This is a genomic window from Mycobacterium sp. TY814 (assembly GCF_030755175.1).
Classification (GTDB): Bacteria; Actinomycetota; Actinomycetes; order Mycobacteriales; family Mycobacteriaceae; genus Mycobacterium.
This window is the reverse complement of sequence record NZ_JAUFRY010000003.1, coordinates 416899-432644: the sequence shown is the minus strand read 5'-3', so window position 1 is coordinate 432644 and position 15746 is coordinate 416899. Positions and strand designations below refer to the sequence as shown.

16 protein-coding genes are annotated in these 15746 nt (G+C 65.5%); 11 read left to right on the top strand and 5 right to left on the bottom strand.

Annotated features, from left to right (window positions below; genetic code table 11):
- The first annotated feature begins 3 nt into the window (after nucleotides 1–3).
- Genes QXH22_RS23230 through QXH22_RS23210 form a run of 5 tightly spaced genes read left to right on the top strand, consistent with a single transcriptional unit; the run spans nucleotide 4 to nucleotide 3925 of the window.
- Complete coding sequence (locus QXH22_RS23230) at nucleotides 4–870, top strand: DUF58 domain-containing protein (RefSeq protein WP_065045038.1); 867 nt, start codon at nucleotides 4–6, stop codon at nucleotides 868–870.
- On the top strand, nucleotides 860–1333 hold the full coding sequence (locus tag QXH22_RS23225) for a hypothetical protein (protein ID WP_306277135.1): 474 nt from the start codon (nucleotides 860–862) through the stop codon (nucleotides 1331–1333). The genes QXH22_RS23230 and QXH22_RS23225 overlap by 11 nt, the downstream gene beginning before the upstream one ends.
- Nucleotides 1324–2289 carry a hypothetical protein gene (locus QXH22_RS23220; RefSeq protein ID WP_306277134.1) on the top strand — a complete coding sequence of 322 codons (966 nt, stop codon included), beginning with the start codon at nucleotides 1324–1326 and terminating at the stop codon, nucleotides 2287–2289. Before QXH22_RS23225 ends, QXH22_RS23220 begins: the two co-directional genes overlap by 10 nt.
- Entirely contained in the window at nucleotides 2286–3194 is a 909-nt protein-coding gene (locus QXH22_RS23215; RefSeq protein WP_306277133.1) for a hypothetical protein, read from the top strand. The genes QXH22_RS23220 and QXH22_RS23215 overlap by 4 nt, the downstream gene beginning before the upstream one ends.
- Nucleotides 3191–3925, top strand: a complete 735-nt coding sequence (locus tag QXH22_RS23210; protein ID WP_306277132.1) for a hypothetical protein — start codon at nucleotides 3191–3193, stop codon at nucleotides 3923–3925. Before QXH22_RS23215 ends, QXH22_RS23210 begins: the two co-directional genes overlap by 4 nt.
- 24 nt (nucleotides 3926–3949) lie before the next feature.
- On the opposite strand, the gene QXH22_RS23205 is transcribed toward QXH22_RS23210, so the two are convergent.
- From QXH22_RS23205 to QXH22_RS23190, 4 genes are all read right to left on the bottom strand, one after another.
- Nucleotides 3950–4483 (bottom strand): pyridoxamine 5'-phosphate oxidase family protein, encoded by a 534-nt coding sequence (locus QXH22_RS23205; protein WP_306277131.1) that lies wholly within the window; start codon nucleotides 4481–4483, stop codon nucleotides 3950–3952.
- A gap of 66 nt (nucleotides 4484–4549) precedes the next feature.
- A complete protein-coding gene (locus QXH22_RS23200; protein WP_306277130.1) occupies nucleotides 4550–4840 on the bottom strand; it encodes a metal-sensitive transcriptional regulator in 291 nt (96 codons plus the stop codon).
- Between the two features lie 128 nt (nucleotides 4841–4968).
- On the bottom strand, nucleotides 4969–7524 hold the full coding sequence (locus tag QXH22_RS23195; RefSeq protein WP_306277129.1) for a heavy metal translocating P-type ATPase: 2556 nt from the start codon (nucleotides 7522–7524) through the stop codon (nucleotides 4969–4971).
- Between the two features lie 45 nt (nucleotides 7525–7569).
- Nucleotides 7570–7896, bottom strand: coding sequence for a hypothetical protein (locus QXH22_RS23190; protein ID WP_306277128.1), 327 nt, complete (start codon nucleotides 7894–7896; stop codon nucleotides 7570–7572).
- An 884-nt stretch (nucleotides 7897–8780) separates the two neighbouring features.
- Here QXH22_RS23190 and QXH22_RS23185 point away from each other — a divergent pair.
- The 4 genes from QXH22_RS23185 to QXH22_RS23170 all read left to right on the top strand — a co-directional run bounded on the left by QXH22_RS23185 (nucleotide 8781) and on the right by QXH22_RS23170 (nucleotide 13004).
- Nucleotides 8781–9908, top strand: coding sequence for a PPE family protein (locus QXH22_RS23185; protein ID WP_306277127.1), 1128 nt, complete (start codon nucleotides 8781–8783; stop codon nucleotides 9906–9908).
- A 190-nt stretch (nucleotides 9909–10098) separates the two neighbouring features.
- The gene (locus QXH22_RS23180; protein WP_306277126.1) at nucleotides 10099–10455 is read left to right on the top strand and encodes a hypothetical protein; all 357 of its coding nucleotides are present in this window, start codon (nucleotides 10099–10101) and stop codon (nucleotides 10453–10455) included.
- 214 nt (nucleotides 10456–10669) lie between these two features.
- Nucleotides 10670–11743, top strand: a complete 1074-nt coding sequence (locus QXH22_RS23175; protein WP_306277125.1) for a PLP-dependent cysteine synthase family protein — start codon at nucleotides 10670–10672, stop codon at nucleotides 11741–11743.
- A gap of 58 nt (nucleotides 11744–11801) precedes the next feature.
- Nucleotides 11802–13004 (top strand): MFS transporter, encoded by a 1203-nt coding sequence (locus tag QXH22_RS23170; RefSeq protein WP_306277124.1) that lies wholly within the window; start codon nucleotides 11802–11804, stop codon nucleotides 13002–13004.
- Here QXH22_RS23170 and QXH22_RS23165 read toward each other — a convergent pair.
- A complete protein-coding gene (locus QXH22_RS23165; RefSeq protein WP_306277123.1) occupies nucleotides 13001–13597 on the bottom strand; it encodes a DUF305 domain-containing protein in 597 nt (198 codons plus the stop codon). The two genes, QXH22_RS23170 and QXH22_RS23165, sit on opposite strands and share 4 nt — an antisense overlap.
- An 882-nt stretch (nucleotides 13598–14479) precedes the next feature.
- Here QXH22_RS23165 and QXH22_RS23160 point away from each other — a divergent pair.
- Together QXH22_RS23160 and QXH22_RS23155 are read left to right on the top strand one after the other, a co-directional pair.
- A complete protein-coding gene (locus QXH22_RS23160; protein ID WP_306277122.1) occupies nucleotides 14480–14917 on the top strand; it encodes a DUF4189 domain-containing protein in 438 nt (145 codons plus the stop codon).
- Between the two features lie 202 nt (nucleotides 14918–15119).
- Nucleotides 15120–15620: a hypothetical protein gene (locus tag QXH22_RS23155; RefSeq protein WP_306277121.1), complete on the top strand. Its 501-nt coding sequence runs from the start codon at nucleotides 15120–15122 to the stop codon at nucleotides 15618–15620.
- Nucleotides 15621–15746 lie beyond the last annotated feature (126 nt).

The following is a 15746-nucleotide window of genomic DNA, read 5'->3' as shown; positions in this document are numbered from 1 at the left end:
GCCTTGGGCAAGCACCTCAACCGGGCCAAAGCCCACTTCGGCACCGATACCCGCGGACTGCTTGAAGGCGGCCGCTACGCCCTGTCGCACACGCGCAGCATGGAATTCGACGACCTGCGCCCCTATGTTCCCGGCGACGACGTCCGCGACATCGACTGGAAGGCCTCCGCGCGGTCGGGCAGCGTGCTCATCAAACGGTTCATCTCGGAGAAGCACCACAAGATCCTGCTGGTGGCCGACGCCGGTCGCAACATGTCGGCACTGGCCCCCAGCGGGGAGTACAAGCGCGACGTGGCCGCCCACATCATGGGCGCCGTCGGGTTGATCGGCCTGCGGCGCTCGGATCAGATCGGCATGGTTTTCGGCGACAACCGCGGCTCGGTGAACGTTCCCCAGCGCCGCGGCGAAACTCACGTCGAGGGACTGCTGCACCGCTGGTACCAGCACACCATGACCAGCCCCGGCCCCAGCGGCATCGCCGCCCAACTGGATTACGTCGCAACGCATTACCGCCACACCATGCTGATCGTCGTGGTCTCCGACGAACCCGATGTCGACGAGGAACTCAACGGAGTGCTCGCCAGGCTCAGCGGGCGCCACGACATGCTGTGGGCGATGGTGTCCGACATGCCCGCAGTGGGCCCGGACAACACCGACGGGTACGACGTCGCCACCGGCCGATTCGTCCTGAACGGAGCCGACCTGGGTCCGCGCGTCGTCGCCGCCTACCGCCGCGCCGAGCAGGCCCGCCGCGACCGCCTGGCAAAGTTCCTGACCCGTCGCGCGATTCCGCACGCGACAATCGCCGGCAGCGACGACATCCGCCGCGAACTCGTCGGCCTGACCGAGGTGGCCGGCCGTGCCGGATGACCTGCTGCACCACGTCTTCGGTCCGCAGCCCTACTCAACGCAATGGCTGGTGTGGGCCGTGCTCCTGATCGTTGCCGTCATCGGTTGGTACGCAGGCGTTTTCGTGTGGACGCTGCCATCGCACCGGTTGCGCCGCATCCCCGTCATGCGACGGATACACGCCCGGGTGATCCGCGACCGCTTCGCTCGCCGCGTGCGACACCTCGCCGACGAACACCGCGCCGGCCGGATGTCGGCGCCGCAGGCCAGCGCGGGGATCGCCCGGACGGTACGCAGCTTTCTGCACCAAGCAACCGGTGCCCGGGCACAGTACCTCCATGTCGGCGCCCTGACCGATGGGCACCTTGACGCGGCCGCGCCCCTGCTGACTCTGCTCGACGATGCGCAGTTCAACGCCGAGACGAGCGTCGACGTCGGCGACGCGAGTGCCATGGCGCAGGAGTTGATCCGCTCGTGGACCTGAAGTGGTGGCCGGTAGCGGCCGTCGGATCAGGCTGCTTCGTCGTCGCCGTCGTGCTGGCCGCGGTGCTACCGATGACCGCCGCCCGCCGGCGGTTACGTCCGCTGGCCAACATCGCACGACTGACCCGGTTGCCCGAATATGCCCGCGTGGCCCGGCTGCGTTCACTGTCGACCATCGTGACCCTGGTGGTGCTGACGGTCATGTTCGGCGCCGCCATGTGGGCGGCGTCCCGCCCGGCGGCGGCCGGTGAAAACTTCGATGCCGCAACGCCCGAGGACATCATGCTGTGTGTCGGGCAGCCGCTGCCCGATCGCGCAACGGTGGAGATGCTGGACTACTTCGCGCAACAGGCCGGCGCGGCGCCGCAGACCCAACGCATCGGTCTCACATCGGTGAACCGCCGGCTGGTGCCACTGACGCGCGACCATCAGTACGCCGTGTCACGCTTCGGCGAGTTCGCTCGCGCGCCCAGGTTGCAGTCGGCGTCCTTCGCACCGGCGGTGCCGTACACCGACTACGCAACGAGTGTGGAAGATGCTCTGGCGCTGTGCATTTCGGGATTCCCGCACTTCGAGCAGCGGGGGGCGCAACGCCGTTCGGTGATTTATCTGGGGCCGTCGGATCTGCGCATGGCGGGGGAGCCACGCGCCGCACTGTTCACCGGCAGTGCGGTGCGCGACCTGGCCGAGCGTGCCGGGGTCCAGCTCAATGTGGTCGACACGGCACCGTCGCCGAAGAGCGGCTCGTTGCTCGCGCTCACCGAGCAGACCGGCGGACGGTACCTCGTGCCGGGATCGGTGTCCGGAGCCCTAGACGACATCCGGGCGCACAATAACCCGGGACGCCACGGCGCCGTCGCCAAAGCGGACTCCGCGGACCAACCGGTGGTGCCGCTGGCGATCGCGCTGTTCTCGGCGACCGTGCTTTCGGTGGCGCTGATGGGGTTGCGCCGGTGACGTTCCAACCCGTATTGCCCTGGCCGATTCTGGCTGTTGTCGCCGGCGCGCTGGTGCTGGCGCGCGTGGTTGCGCTGCGCCAGGTGCTGCTGTCGGCCGGAGGCAGACGTGTCCGCACGGTGCTGCGCTGGAGCGGGGTGACGCTGGCGGTGCTGCTGGTGATCGCCGCCGCCACCCGCCCCGCGCTCCAAGACGACAAGACCCGCGGCGGCACCACAGCCGCGGCCGGGGAGAACCTCAATGTCTTTCTGATCGTGGATCGATCGGTGGACTCGGACGCGATGACAGGTATGCGCGACGACATCGCGGCCTTCATCAAGCAGTACCCGGCGGCGCGCTACGCGCTCATCGACTTCACATCGCGGGCCACGCTGGATTGGCCACTCTCCGAAGACGTTTGGAGTCTGCGGCCCACCATCGCCGCGCTGAACTCCTACCGCGGCGGTCCGAATGCGGGACTCGACGTCGACGCCGCGGCGGCAAGCAACGTGCTGCGGTATCAGCTCATTCAGGCGGCCCAGCAGTATCCGGGTACGCGAAATGTCGTGCTGTACTTCGGTTCCGGCGCGCCTGGATCGCGTGCTCCGCAGGGCGACTTCAACAGCGGGTCGGTCGACGGCGGAGCGGTGCTGGGATACGGCGGCACCGACGCGATCGACGAAGCCGAACTGCGGAAAGTGGCGGGCCAGCTCGTCGTGCCTTACCAGCACCGGAAGCCCGGTCAGCCCCTGCAGTCGGACCTGCCCGACCGCCCGAGCGCCGCCGGCACCCGCGCTGAGGCCGGCGCCCTGTTCGAGTTGTACTGGCTGCCCGCGTTGCTCGCGGCAGTACTGCTGCTGAGCGAGATCTACCTCTCGGTTCGCGAATTCCGGCGCAACCGTCTCACCCGGAGGGATGCGGCATGACGCTGCGACCGGCACGGCTGCGGCTGCGACGGCGGCTGCTGATCTACTCGGCTCCGCTGGTTCTCTTCGTGGTGCTGGTCGTCGCGAAACTGATATCGGTTGTGGTGGCCGGGGATTCGGCGGCGTCGGCTTTCCAGCGCGGCGACGCGGGTGCCCTCCGGGACGATGCGGGGGTGCTCGGCGTGGCCAACGTCATCGAGCCCGCCAAGGCGCCGTTCGCCGCGGGCGCCGCCGCCGTGCTTGACGGACGGTTGGACGAGGCGGACCGAGATTTCACCGCCGCGCTGGCCCGCACCGCGATCGCGGACTCCTGCCCGGTACGGGTCAACCTCGAACTGGTCCGTGAGACCCAGGGCGACCGCGCCGTGGCGGCGGGTGACCGGTCACGCGCCGACGAACGCTACGCGAGCGCGCTGACCGTCGTCGGTGACTCACCGCAGGCCTGCTTCGCCGACAATAAGGACCCGGACACCCAGCGGCAACGCATCCGACGCGATGCGGCAAAACGGTTGACGGACAAGAGGAATGCGCTGAACGCTCCGCCGGCAGCCGCCCTGCAGCCCCCGCCCCCACCTCCACCACCGGCTCCGGTGGTGCTCCCTCTGCCGGTCGCCGTATCACCCGACGGGCGAGAGATCCCCCCACGCCGGCTCAACCCCACTGAGGGTGATCCGCTGGATAAGCTGCAGCAGGTGCTGCAGGACGCGGCGGGCGCGGCGCCCCCGGGCTAGGCCGCGTCTCTGCGTTGACTCTCGCTAGGGGTCTGACAACAGCTCTGAAGGAATCGCGACCCGCCCTGCCACATCCTTGGGCTGCCGAATGGTTTGAAGCACGGACGTACCCATACCGTAGGTAAAGACCACCGGATCCGGACGGATCCGGATGAAGCACAGGTCACCGCCCTGCGCCACGATGCGTTGCTCGGTGGACAGAATTCTGCGCAGAAACCATGACGAATGGAACGCATCGCGCGCGCCCTCATCGTCACTGCCAACGACGTCTGCCGTGCCTTGGAATTGCACCGCTCGAGGCGGGAACCATGGGGCAACCAAGCGGGCCAGGGGAACGACGAAAGCCACTTCCGGACGCGCCCGGATGTTGCGCACCTTGCGGGTAGTCGTCCGGCTCGTGACGTAGAAGTACAGAGACCGCCCAGACGTCGGCATGGCGTAGATGACCTCGGTGGCGTGCGGGCGGGCCGCATCCCCGCCGACCGTTGCAAGCGTCCCGAACTTCCGGCGCCGTAACGCCCGCTCCAACGTTTTGTAGCTGATCTCGCCGTTGCTCACGGGCCTCCTGCCGAACCGCTGCAACTGAATTGGGACCGAAACCCCGGCACCTCGCTCATGGGTGGCTCAGGACCGGACGAGCCGCGCGATCGCGGCGGAGGCTTCGGCGAGCTTCGCGTCCGCCTCGTCGCCGCCATGGGCGATCGCTGAGCTCACACAGTGATCAAGGTGATCTTCGAGCAGGTTCAGCGCCACGGCCCGCAGGGCACTGCTGACGGCGCTGATCTGGGTGAGGATGTCGATGCAGTACTTGTCGTCTTCGATCATTTTCGCGATGCCGCGGACCTGACCTTCGATTCGGCGCAAACGCTTGGCGTGGCTGTCTTTACCCGCCGCATATCCGCGCGTGGTTGCCATGTGGTCTCCCGGGAATCGTCGTCGGCCGGCAATATTGGCCTGATGCCTCGCGGTGGGCCGGCGCCGATGCCGGATCTGACGATTCTAGCTACCCCAACGGGGACGGGAACCCTTTGCAGAGTCACTCATCAGCGGTGGTGAGCAACCAATTGCTGGCCGGCGGCATGGGTTTCCACCCGCCGATCGATCTTCGACTGTTCGGCCGGAGGCAGCGGGTCGGCACGGTAGCGGCGCAACCGGTTGGCATTGCCGACAACAGACAGCGATGACAGGGCCATGGCCGCGGCCGCGATCATGGGTGATAGCCGCATCCCCAGCAGGGGATAAAGCACACCCGCCGCCAGCGGTATGCCGACGGCGTTGTAGACGAGGGCGAAGAACAGGTTCTGCCGGATGTTGCGCATGGTGGCGCGTGACAGCCGGATCGCGGTGACCACTCCGGCCAGGGAACCGGAGATCAACGTGATGTCGGCGGCCTCGATGGCGACGTCGGTGCCCGTCCCGATCGCGAGGCCGACGTCGGCCTGAGCCAGGGCGGGCGCGTCATTGATGCCGTCTCCGACCATGCCGACACTGCGGCCCTCGGACTGCAGCCGGCGAATCTCGTCAGCTTTGTGTTCGGGCAGGACTTCGGCCAGCACCCGTTCGACCCCCACCTGTCGTGCGATGGCGCCGGCGGTCCGGGTGTTGTCGCCAGTGATCATCACCACCTGCAAACCGAGCTTGCGCAATGCGGTGATGGCCGCCGTGGAATCGTCCTTCACGACGTCGGCCACGGCGATCACCCCGGCGGGACGCCCGTCGACCGCGGCCAGGATCGGGGTTTTGCCCGCCGCGGCGAGATCGGCACTGACCTGCTCGAGTTGTGTTGTCGCAATGTCGTTTTCGGCAAGCAAGGTCGGCGTGCCGACGAGAACGACGCGGTCGGCGACGGTCGCTCGGACTCCCTTGCCGGTAATCGAGATGAATTCGGTTGCGGTGGGGATGGCAAGGCTCAGGGCGCGCGCGCCGGCGACGACCGCGCCGGCGATCGGGTGTTCGCTGTCTGCCTCGGCGGCAGCGACCAGCGCAAGCAGTTCGTTCTCGTCCAGCGTTCCGATCGAGTGGACATCGGTGAGCGCCGGCCTGCCGGCGGTGATGGTGCCGGTCTTGTCCAGCACGACGGTGTCGAGCTTGTGGGCGCTTTCCAGCGCCTCTGCCGAGCGAATGAGAATCCCCGCCCGGGCTCCCTTGCCGGTGCCGACCATGATCGACAGCGGGGTCGCCAGGCCGAGCGCGCATGGGCAGGCAATGATCAGCACGGCCACCGCCGCCACCAGTGCCTGCGTCAAAGCCGGCGGCGGCCCCGCGACGAACCACACCGCGAAAGTGCCAATGGCCGTCGCCATCACGACCGGTACGAAGTAGGCCGAGATCGCGTCCGCCAGTCGCTGGATCGGAGCCCGGGACGCCTGCGCCTGCTGCACCATGCGGATGATCTGGGCAAGCATGGTGTCGGCGCCGACTTTGATGGCGCGCACCCGCAATGACCCGGTGGCGTTGATGGTCGCGCCGATGACCACGTCGCCGGTGTGTTTGGTGACCGGCATCGATTCGCCGGTCACCATGGACTCGTCGACAGCAGACTGCCCGGAGGTCACGGTCGCGTCGACCGGGATTTTTTCACCGGGGCGAATGAGGATCTCGTCGCCGACCACCACCTGATCGAGGGGGATCTCGATCTCGTCGCCGCCGCGGACGACACGGGCGGTGCGGGCCTGCAGGCCCAGTAGGGCGCGGATGGCTTCGCCGGTACCGGCTTTGGCGCGGGCCTCCAGTAGCCGGCCGAGCATGATCAGCGTGAGGATGACTCCCACGGCTTCGAAATACACGTCGCGAACCTCAGGTGGCAGAGCCGTCGAGGCGATGGTGACGAGCAGGCTGTAGCCATAGGCCGCGCCGGTGCCGATTGTGATCAGGCTGTTCATGTCGGCGCTGCGGTGGGCCAGCGCCAGCCAGCCGGTCCGGTGGATCGGCCAGCCGACGTAGAACATCACCGGCGTGATCAACGCCAACTGCACCCAGTGGTTGAGTAGCACCTCGGGCACCCAGCGACCACCTAACGGGTGAGCCATCACCGCGTACAGCACGGGTGCGGTGAGCACCGAACCCATCGCGACCCGCCGCGTCAGATCGGCGATCTCGGCGCGACGCTCCTGCGCCTGGATGGCTGCGGTGTCCGCTGCCGCGGGCTGATCGCCAGCGCCTGGATTCGCGGAAGACGTTGTGGTGCTGCGATTATCCGACTCGTCGATGGGTGCGGCCTGGTCGTTGGGGGTTACCACCAGCGTGCCGTGAATCATGTTCATGCTGCAGGAGAATTCGAACGAGCCTGGCCGCTGTGGAGTGAAGGTTACGGTGGTCGTCTGGTGCGCGGGCAGGGCAGCCGACAGTTGCAGGTCTGGAAATACCACGAGCGAGCTGCAATCCCCGGTCTCTTGGCGATCAAACGAGATCTGTACCGGAATGCCTTGTCGCACTTGGACGACGCTGGGACTGTACCCGCCGCGGATCGTAATCTGGACCCGCTGCACGCCGTCGCTGACCGCAGTGGTGTGTGCGCGGCGCGGCCCAAAGAAGTACCACGCCAGCGCCGCGATCGCGAGCGCTCCGCCGGCCAGTACGGCAACGTCGGTATTCGACATCAGGAACTCCTTTTCGATAGCACGATCGGACGCGGTGAAGAGAAGTCAGGAACCGGACACCAGCGCGCTCATCCGTGCCTGATAGGTGGCGGCGTCGATATGCCCGGACATCCGTTCCCGGGCGATCACCGCCTCCGCGATCAATCCCCAACAGCGGCGGGGCGGACCGTCGGCTTGCTCCGGCATCTGGCCGGGTTGCGAATTGGCTGAGATCAGCGCGACCACCGCGTGCCGCCGTCGCAGCTCACGCCGCCTGCTGGTGACTGCCATCGCGATCAGGATCGCAAGCTCCGTGGCTCCGATAGCGACTGCAACCCAGTGGCCACTGGCTACCTGCCCGTACCCTGTTGCCAACTTGCTCACCTCGCTCACACCCGGCTCCGGCTCCGTGGCCGATGCGCAATCACTGTCCCGCCTTTATACCCCCGAGGGGTAGGGGCCAATGTCACCTGAACTACGGCAAGAGGTCGTTGCTCGTTCAATATGGCCACCGCATGGTGTACCCTCTGGGGGTATGAGCCGAGTCCGGGAGTGGTCGGATATCCGACGATTCGGGGCCGGTACGCCTGCGCGGTTGCTGCTTCTCGCGGCGCTGGCAGTCGCGGTGGCGCTGCTGGCCGTAGTCGGCCACTGTGTTCCGTTGCGGTCCGCCGCTCAGCCGGTACATGTGACGAAGCCGTCCCTGGCGCCGGCGAGCGCGGAGATTGCCACCGGGGCTCATCAGCAAGTGCTCCTGGACGGCAAGTCAGTTTGCAAGTCCTCCAAGCTCTTGGCGATCGCTGCGCTTCCGAAGCCGCCGGCCACCGTTCTCATGCTGCTCGGTGTCTTCTCGGCCGTAGCTGTCGTCAAGGATTGGTTGGCGAGGCTGGTCGTACCCGCCGGACGCGGTCCGCCGAGGACGTCCGTTGTAGCTGTGTCCGGTCAGGACTTGTTGACCCGGTTCTGTTTAGCTCGACGCTGACGTTCAGCCCCCGCCGTGGTGCGACACCACGACGGGTGGCGAATTCTGGCCCACGTCAACGTCCGCGCTCTCGTCGCGGCCCCACGAAGCGGCGATCTCATGAATTGCATCATCGGCACCCTCAACGCCGCTGAGCCTCAATCTCTATGGCGACTCACCCGCCCAACTGCGGGGCAGGCCAAGCCACCGCCACTTACGAATGGCTTACCAACGACCCAGTGGTCGCCGCGGCCTAACGCCTCAACACGACCGCTGGTCTGCGGCACACTCAGAAAAATCTGAAGGGGATACACCCATGGACTTCGGGGCGCTTCCACCGGAGATCAACTCCGCCCGAATGTATTCCGGCCCCGGCTCTGGGCCGATGCTGGCCGCTGTGACCGGCTGGGACGGGCTGGCGGCTGAATTGAGCTCGGCCGCAGCATCTTACGCAGCGACGATGTCGCGGTTGACCGCACTATCCTGGTACGGTCCGGCCTCGATGTCGCTGGCTGCCGCGGTGGCCCCGTACGTGGCATGGATGAACACCACCGCCGCCGGTGCCGAGCAGGCGGCCGATCAGGCCCGTGCTGCCGCGAGCGCCTACGCGGCGGCGTTTGCGGCAACGGTGCCGCCGCCGGTCATCGCCGCCAACCGCAGTTTGTTGATGACGCTCGTCGCGACCAATATCTTCGGGCAGAACGCGCCGGCGATCGCGGCCGTCGAGGGTCAGTATGCGCAGATGTGGGCCCAGGACGCCGTCGCGATGTACGGGTACGCCGGCTCCGCCGCGGCCGCGTCACGGCTGACACCGTTCACCTCACCGGGGCAGATCGCCAATCCAGCAGGATTGGCCGAGCAGAGCGCCGCGGTCGCACAGGCCGTCGGGAATTCCGTTGTGACGGACGCGCAGGCCGCACTCGCTCAACTGACCTCTGCGCTGCCTGCGGCGTTGCAACAGCTGGCCTCGCCGCTCGTGTCGGGTTCGGGGCTGAGCTCGCTCACCCCACTGCTGTCGTTGACGAGCTCCAGCGCGTGGATCGCCAGTGCCGGACTGTCGACGGCAGAAAAGTTGAAAGGCCTGCTTCCGGCCGCCGCCGCCGCATTGGCGCCCGCGATCGCCGAAGGGGTGAGTTCCGGTGCGCTTGGACCAACGGGTTTGGCAGGTAGTGGGGCGGCGGTGTCGGCGAGTGTGGGTCGGGCCGGACTGGTCGGATCGTTATCGGTGCCTCAGGGCTGGACTTCCGCCATACCGGCCAAGGCGGCAACGGCCTTGGCGGGCACCAGTCCCGGCGCCGCACTGGCTGCCACCGACGGTCCGGGAAGCATGCTGGGTGGACTGCCGCTGTCAGGTTCAGGCGGACGCGGTATAGCCGGCGTGGTGCCCGATTCCCGGTTCCTGGAACGCCCTGCGATGGTGCCGCGCTGGCCGGCCATCGGCTGACATGTCCGCCCGCGACCAAACTGCAATCGCCACTGCGTTGTACCGACCCGAGAGAGCGGGTACCCTCTACGGGTATGTGGTACCGAAGGATGACTGGCGAGGGCTCTTGATGGTTCCCTCGCCAGTCAACTATCGAGTGCCCCCGGCCCCCGGTGGGTCGAAGCGCCGCCGAACATGGATCGCCGCGGCGATGGTCGTCGTCTTGCTTAGCCTCCTCGGGCACAACGCGTGGCTGCATGGCGAGACCCGTGCGCCGCACCAACCGCATGCGCTGCTGTCCTCGGTGGGTGGTGAGTTCTCGGTGAATGCCGACCACGCGCACCTGAGCAACGGCTCATTCACGCACCGCGACAACGACGTTGTGGCCGCTATCGTGCCACGCCCGTCGACCGGCCTGGTTCAGGTCGGGGTCGCGGCCGTGGCTGTCGTTATCACTGCGATGCTGGCCGGTTTTGTCGCGCCGGCGGGCAGGGGACCGCCGAGCTTGCTTACGTCCGTGCTCTCCGGGCAAGACATTCTGACGCGGTTCTGTACGGCTCGTCGCTGATCGGTCGGCGACCGCCCGTTGTCCCCTTGGCCACAACGGGCGCTTGACACCTGACCGATATCAAAGGCCGCCCATGGTGGCCCGTATGCGAAAGCGACGATCAATGACCAATCTCTTGTCTGTAGAAAGCTGCGAGCGCTTAGAGCTGTCCAATGATTCCGCCGAGTGCCACCGGTCGCGGCGTCCGAGCACAGGGCGGCGAACCACGTCGCATGTGCATGCGGAAAGGTGGGCCCACACCAGCGACAGATCCCGTCAGACGCGCACTCTCGTCGGCAACACGCCGGTGGTGCGGGTTGGGGCCCCGTTCGGCAACGAGGACCGGGGTTTCTGGGCCAAGCTGGAGGGGTCCAACCCAGGCGGAATAAAGGACCGCCCCGCGCTGCACATGGTCGAACGTGCCCGGGCACGCGGCGACCTGCTGCCGGGGGCGCAGATTATCGAATCAACCAGCGGTACTTTGGGTTTGGGGCTGGCACTGGCGGGGCAGGTGCACGGGCACCCGGTGACCTTGGTCACCGATCCTGGCATGGAGCCGATCATGCTCAGCATGCTTGCCGCATACGGGGTGGGCATTGAGGTGGTGACCAGCCCGCACCCGTCCGGCGGGTGGCAACAGGCTCGCAAGGATCGGGTGGCTGAACTGATGGCCGCTGATCCGTGGGCGTGGAATCCCGATCAGTACAGCAACCCGGATAACGTGGATGCGTACCGGCCGCTGGCCTACGAACTGCACGACCAATTGGGGAAAGTAGACGTGCTGGTTTGCTCAGTGGGTACCGGGGGCCATTCAGCAGGGGTGGCACGGGTATTGCGCAAGTTCAACCCCGACTTGAAGTTGATCGGTGTCGACACTGTCGGCTCGACGATCTTCGGGCAACCGGCGGCTCCGAAGCGGTTGATGCGTGGACTGGGCTCGAGCATCTATCCCCGCAACGTGGACTATCCGGCTTTTGCCGAGGTGCACTGGGTAGCTCCGGCCGAGGCGGTGTGGGCGTGTCGCGCGCTGGCGAGCACCTACTATTCCAGCGGCGGATGGAGTGTTGGCGCGGTGGCGCTGGTCGCTGGTTGGGCAGCCCGCACTCATCCAGCTGACACCAGCATCGCCGCAATCTTTCCCGACGGTCCGCTGCGCTATTTCGACACCATATACAACGACGACTTCTGCCGCCGGCACGGTCTGCTCGATGTGTCGCCGCCGAGTGAACCGGCGGTAATCGCGAAACCGTCCGAACGGGTGGTGCAATCGTGGACGCGGTGCACGGCAGTGATCGATCCAGTCCGGTGATGCGCTAGTGGAGGTGATTGCGCAGTTTCGCAGCTTCGACTGGCCCAGTCGGATACTGATGATCAATCAATTCGGAATCAACGTGGGTTTCTACATGCTGATGCCGTATTTGGCCGACTACCTTGCCGGCCCCCTCGGGATGGCAGCGTGGGCGGTGGGCCTCGTCATGGGGGTGCGCAACTTTTCTCAGCAGGGCATGTTCATCGTCGGCGGCACGCTGGCCGATCGCCTCGGCTACAAGCCACTGATCGTGGCCGGTTGCCTCCTGCGTACCGCAGGGTTTGCTTTGCTGGTGGTGGCCCACTCTCTTCCTGCGGTGCTCATTGCGTCAGTGGCTACCGGTTTCGCCGGTGCGCTGTTCAATCCAGCGGTGCGCGCCAACCTAGCCGCCGAGGCCGGCGAACGCCGAGTCGAAGCGTTTGCACTGTTCAACATCTTCTACCAGGCGGGCATCCTGCTGGGCCCGCTGCTCGGAGTCATGTTGATCGTGATCGACTTTCGGGTCACAGCCGCCGCCGCGGCGGCGGTATTCGCGGTACTCACGGTAGCCCAGCTTTGGGCACTACCTGCGCATGACCCAGATCCCGCTGCCGCCAAAACATCTCTCATCGACGACTGGCGATCGGTGATCACCAACCGGTCTTTCCTGCTGTTCGCCGGGGCCATGATCGGCTCTTACGTACTGTCATTCCAGGTTTATCTGGCACTGCCGCTGCAAGCGTCGATCTTGTCACCGCGACACCGATCTCTTTTGGTGGCAGCGATTTTCGTTTGTTCGGCCCTAGTCACCGTCGCAGGACAGTTGCGCATCACCCATTGGTTCGCCGCACGGTGGGGAGCCGGACGCAGCCTGTCAGTCGGCTTGACCATTCTGGCGGCGGCATTCGTGCCGCTGGCACTGGTACCCGATTCACAGCGGTTCGGGACGGTCGCGGCCGTCGCCGCGCTCCTGGCGTCGGCGATCATGCTCGCCATCGGCTCGGCCGCCGTCTTTCCCTTCGAGATGGACACGGTGATGAGGCTTGCCGGGGGCCGTCTGCTGGCTACTCATTACGGCTTCTACAACACCATCATCGGGGTTGGAATTCTGCTTGGAAATCTGGCTACCGGCGCAATAATGGGCGAGGTCCGGCGCGCCGGCATCGGCGAGATCGTCTGGGCGGGACTGGCACTCGTCGGCATCTTCGCCGCCCTGGGTCTGCACCGCCTCGAGACCGGCCATCATCTGCGACCGCGGAGCACGGCAGGGGTAAGCCGCTAAAGCGAACTCACGATGGCTTGCATGGTATCGATCTCCTGCTGCTGGGTGGCGACGATCGAGCGGGCCAGCGCGATGGCGGGTACAAACTGGCCGGATTTGATCTCGTTCTGAGCCATGACGATTGCGCCCTGATGGTGCCGCACCATCTGGGTGAGGTACAGCCTGCCGGCTTCGGTGCCCTGCGCATTTTGCAGCGACTGAATGTCCTGGTCCGACATCATCCCATCCATTCCGGGCATGCCGCCGTGACCAGACGGCGTAGACGGTGTGGGTGGTTGCCCCCACTGGAGCAGCCAGTTCTGCATCTCCCGAACCTCAGGGCCCTGAGCATCCTTGATACGGGTGGCCAAGTCGGTCACGCGAGCGTCGATGCCCTGTTTACTCAGTACGACGTCACTCATCTTGATGGCTTGCTGGTGGTGAGGAATCATGCTCTGGGCGAATGTCACGTCCTCAGCGTTGTGGGTTTGCGTGGTCAGCGCAGGGCTCGGTGTGCCCGACGACCCGGTCGGAGTGTTGGTGCCGGCCTGATGGCTCGGGCTGCCGCACGAGGTCAACGCCAACAGCGATGCAATTGCGGCAGCGGCGGTCAATGACTTTCCCCTGTTCAATTTGATCTCCTTCCATGCGTCATCAAATATACCGGGTATAGGTATCCACGCGTAACGACTGGCGGCGTCTCTGGTACCGCCGTATCGCACACCTACCCCACCCCAGTGGGTCCAAACCCACTCAACAGGAACATTTCTGGTCACGAAGTCCTTGTTCGGGGACTTCCGCTGTTGTCAGCGGCGCCTTCATGCACTTTCGACGGGCAACTCGACGGCCGCCAAGCGTCTTGCGTTGTTGCGTACACTGAACCGTCCCGCGACGGCGAGATACCTGCGGATGATTCGCATCAATAAAGCCGCTGTTTGCTCTGTTCAGAGGATCGGAAGATGCACCACTAGATCACGCCTGCGGCGCGGCCTGTCGGATCAGGCCGCGCGGATGTGACTTTGGTCCCTACCCCCTAAGGGTATGCAGTAGCAAAATATGTCTCTATGACGCAAACAACCGAGTCCAGCGAGCCGCCCGCCGCGCCCGCGCAACCGTCCTTCTCGGATCAAACTGGTCGACCCAGCCGAGTGGATCAGATCTGGTCCGTGGTGGCGATCACCGCTGGTGTCGTATTCATCGTGACCGTGATCTTTTTCTGGGGGTTCTTCCTGGGCCGAGCCACGGATAGCCACAGCAGCGGGCACCAAGTAGGTGACAGCAGCTGTCCGATGATGGGATCCGGTGGGGGCATGCGGCCCGGGATGATGGGGCCAGGAACCTCGACCGAACCACACCAATCGGGAACGCCGACACCACGCCCCTAGTTTCCCCAGACCTGGTGCGGGCTAGCCGGTTTCGCTTCGGAAAGCAATTCGCACCTCGCCGGAACCGAACCGGCTCCGGCCGCCATACACCTCGGAAGGGGTTAGAGGAATATGAATAAAAAACGCCGGCAGCAGATCGGCTTCACGGTGGCCAGCCTGGGCGCGACAGCCGGCCTGATGATCATGGTGTTCCCGCTGATTCCCCAGGTGAGCGCCAACCTCGACACTGCCGCGGCCAGAGAAATGGGCATGGCAGACGAAATGCCCGTCCCGCATGTCATGCGTTACGGCGCGATCGCCTACTCGCCGAGCAGTGGCGCGTGGGGCACATCGCGGGGTTACCAGGTCAAATCCCAAGCAGAACAAGTAGCGTTGGCGCAGTGCGGTGTAAACGACTGCAGAGTGATCATCAGCTTCAACCTCTGCGGTGCGGTGGCATTTGATGGCGCGAACTACCAAGGCGGAACCGGTTTGTCGCGCCAAGCCGCGGAACAAGACGCAATGAACAGACTTGGTGGCGGGAAAGTCGTGAACTCGGTGTGCAACTGAGGCGCCGGATCGTGCCCGACTGTTTCAGGCCGAACCGGCGGGGCTTGGACATGGCTGGTCCAACACCGTCGCTGTGACGGCCAGATCGAAGGACCGGCGAGACTTCTCGACGCTGCGGTACCCCGCCGGCGGCCACCACGCGTCCCCCCTTGCTTCGCCGGGTGGGCCGGGTTGACTCCGCGCTCACGGTGAGGTTCTGCGAGTGCACACCACCTTGGCCGCAGACTCAAAGCCGTGCGCAGCGAGCGACTGCGCGAGAGCAGAAGTGGGTAATCACGATCCCAGCGCGGGCGTGCCGCGTCGTGAATCCGGCGACTATCAGAAAGGGCATCGAATGGTTCATCAAGAGGGCGGCCGTTGGGATGTCGGTATCGAGAGCAACGCGGTTTACCTGGAGCGCATCTCTGAGAGCGACGATCAACTGTTCGAGGATGCGTTGGAACCTGAAGAAGCTCGCCAACTCGCCGGGTTGTTGACGAAGTACGCGGACAAGCTGGACGAGGCAAGGGAGTCCGGCGATGTCGACGAGGGCAGCGAAGACGACGAAGACGACGATAAGGACGACGAAGAAGACGAAGACGAAGACGAAGACGACGACGATGACGACGATGACGATGACGAAGACGAAGACGACGACGACGATGACGATGAGGATGAGGACGACGACGATGAGGACGACGACGATGAAAAAGACGACAAGTAAGTCTCGTCGCTTATCGTGATCACCGTGTGCCGATGTAGCAACTAACGACCCCTTGACAGGGGCCTTAATGCCCTGGTAGCGACCGGTATTGCGAGGTAATGTCCGACGTACCGCCAGGTCGGGATT

Bases quoted from the DNA above. Each gene is read 5' to 3' on its own strand.
- QXH22_RS23170 (WP_306277124.1), top strand. From the start codon at position 11,802: ATGATCAATCAATTCGGAATCAACGTGGGTTTCTACATGCTGATGCCG.
- QXH22_RS23195 (WP_306277129.1), bottom strand. From the start codon at position 7,524: ATGTCGAATACCGACGTTGCCGTACTGGCCGGCGGAGCGCTCGCGATC.
- QXH22_RS23200 (WP_306277130.1), bottom strand. From the start codon at position 4,840: ATGGCAACCACGCGCGGATATGCGGCGGGTAAAGACAGCCACGCCAAG.
- QXH22_RS23210 (WP_306277132.1), top strand. From the start codon at position 3,191: ATGACGCTGCGACCGGCACGGCTGCGGCTGCGACGGCGGCTGCTGATC.
- QXH22_RS23180 (WP_306277126.1), top strand. From the start codon at position 10,099: ATGGTCGTCGTCTTGCTTAGCCTCCTCGGGCACAACGCGTGGCTGCAT.
- QXH22_RS23160 (WP_306277122.1), top strand. From the start codon at position 14,480: ATGAATAAAAAACGCCGGCAGCAGATCGGCTTCACGGTGGCCAGCCTG.
- QXH22_RS23185 (WP_306277127.1), top strand. From the start codon at position 8,781: ATGGACTTCGGGGCGCTTCCACCGGAGATCAACTCCGCCCGAATGTAT.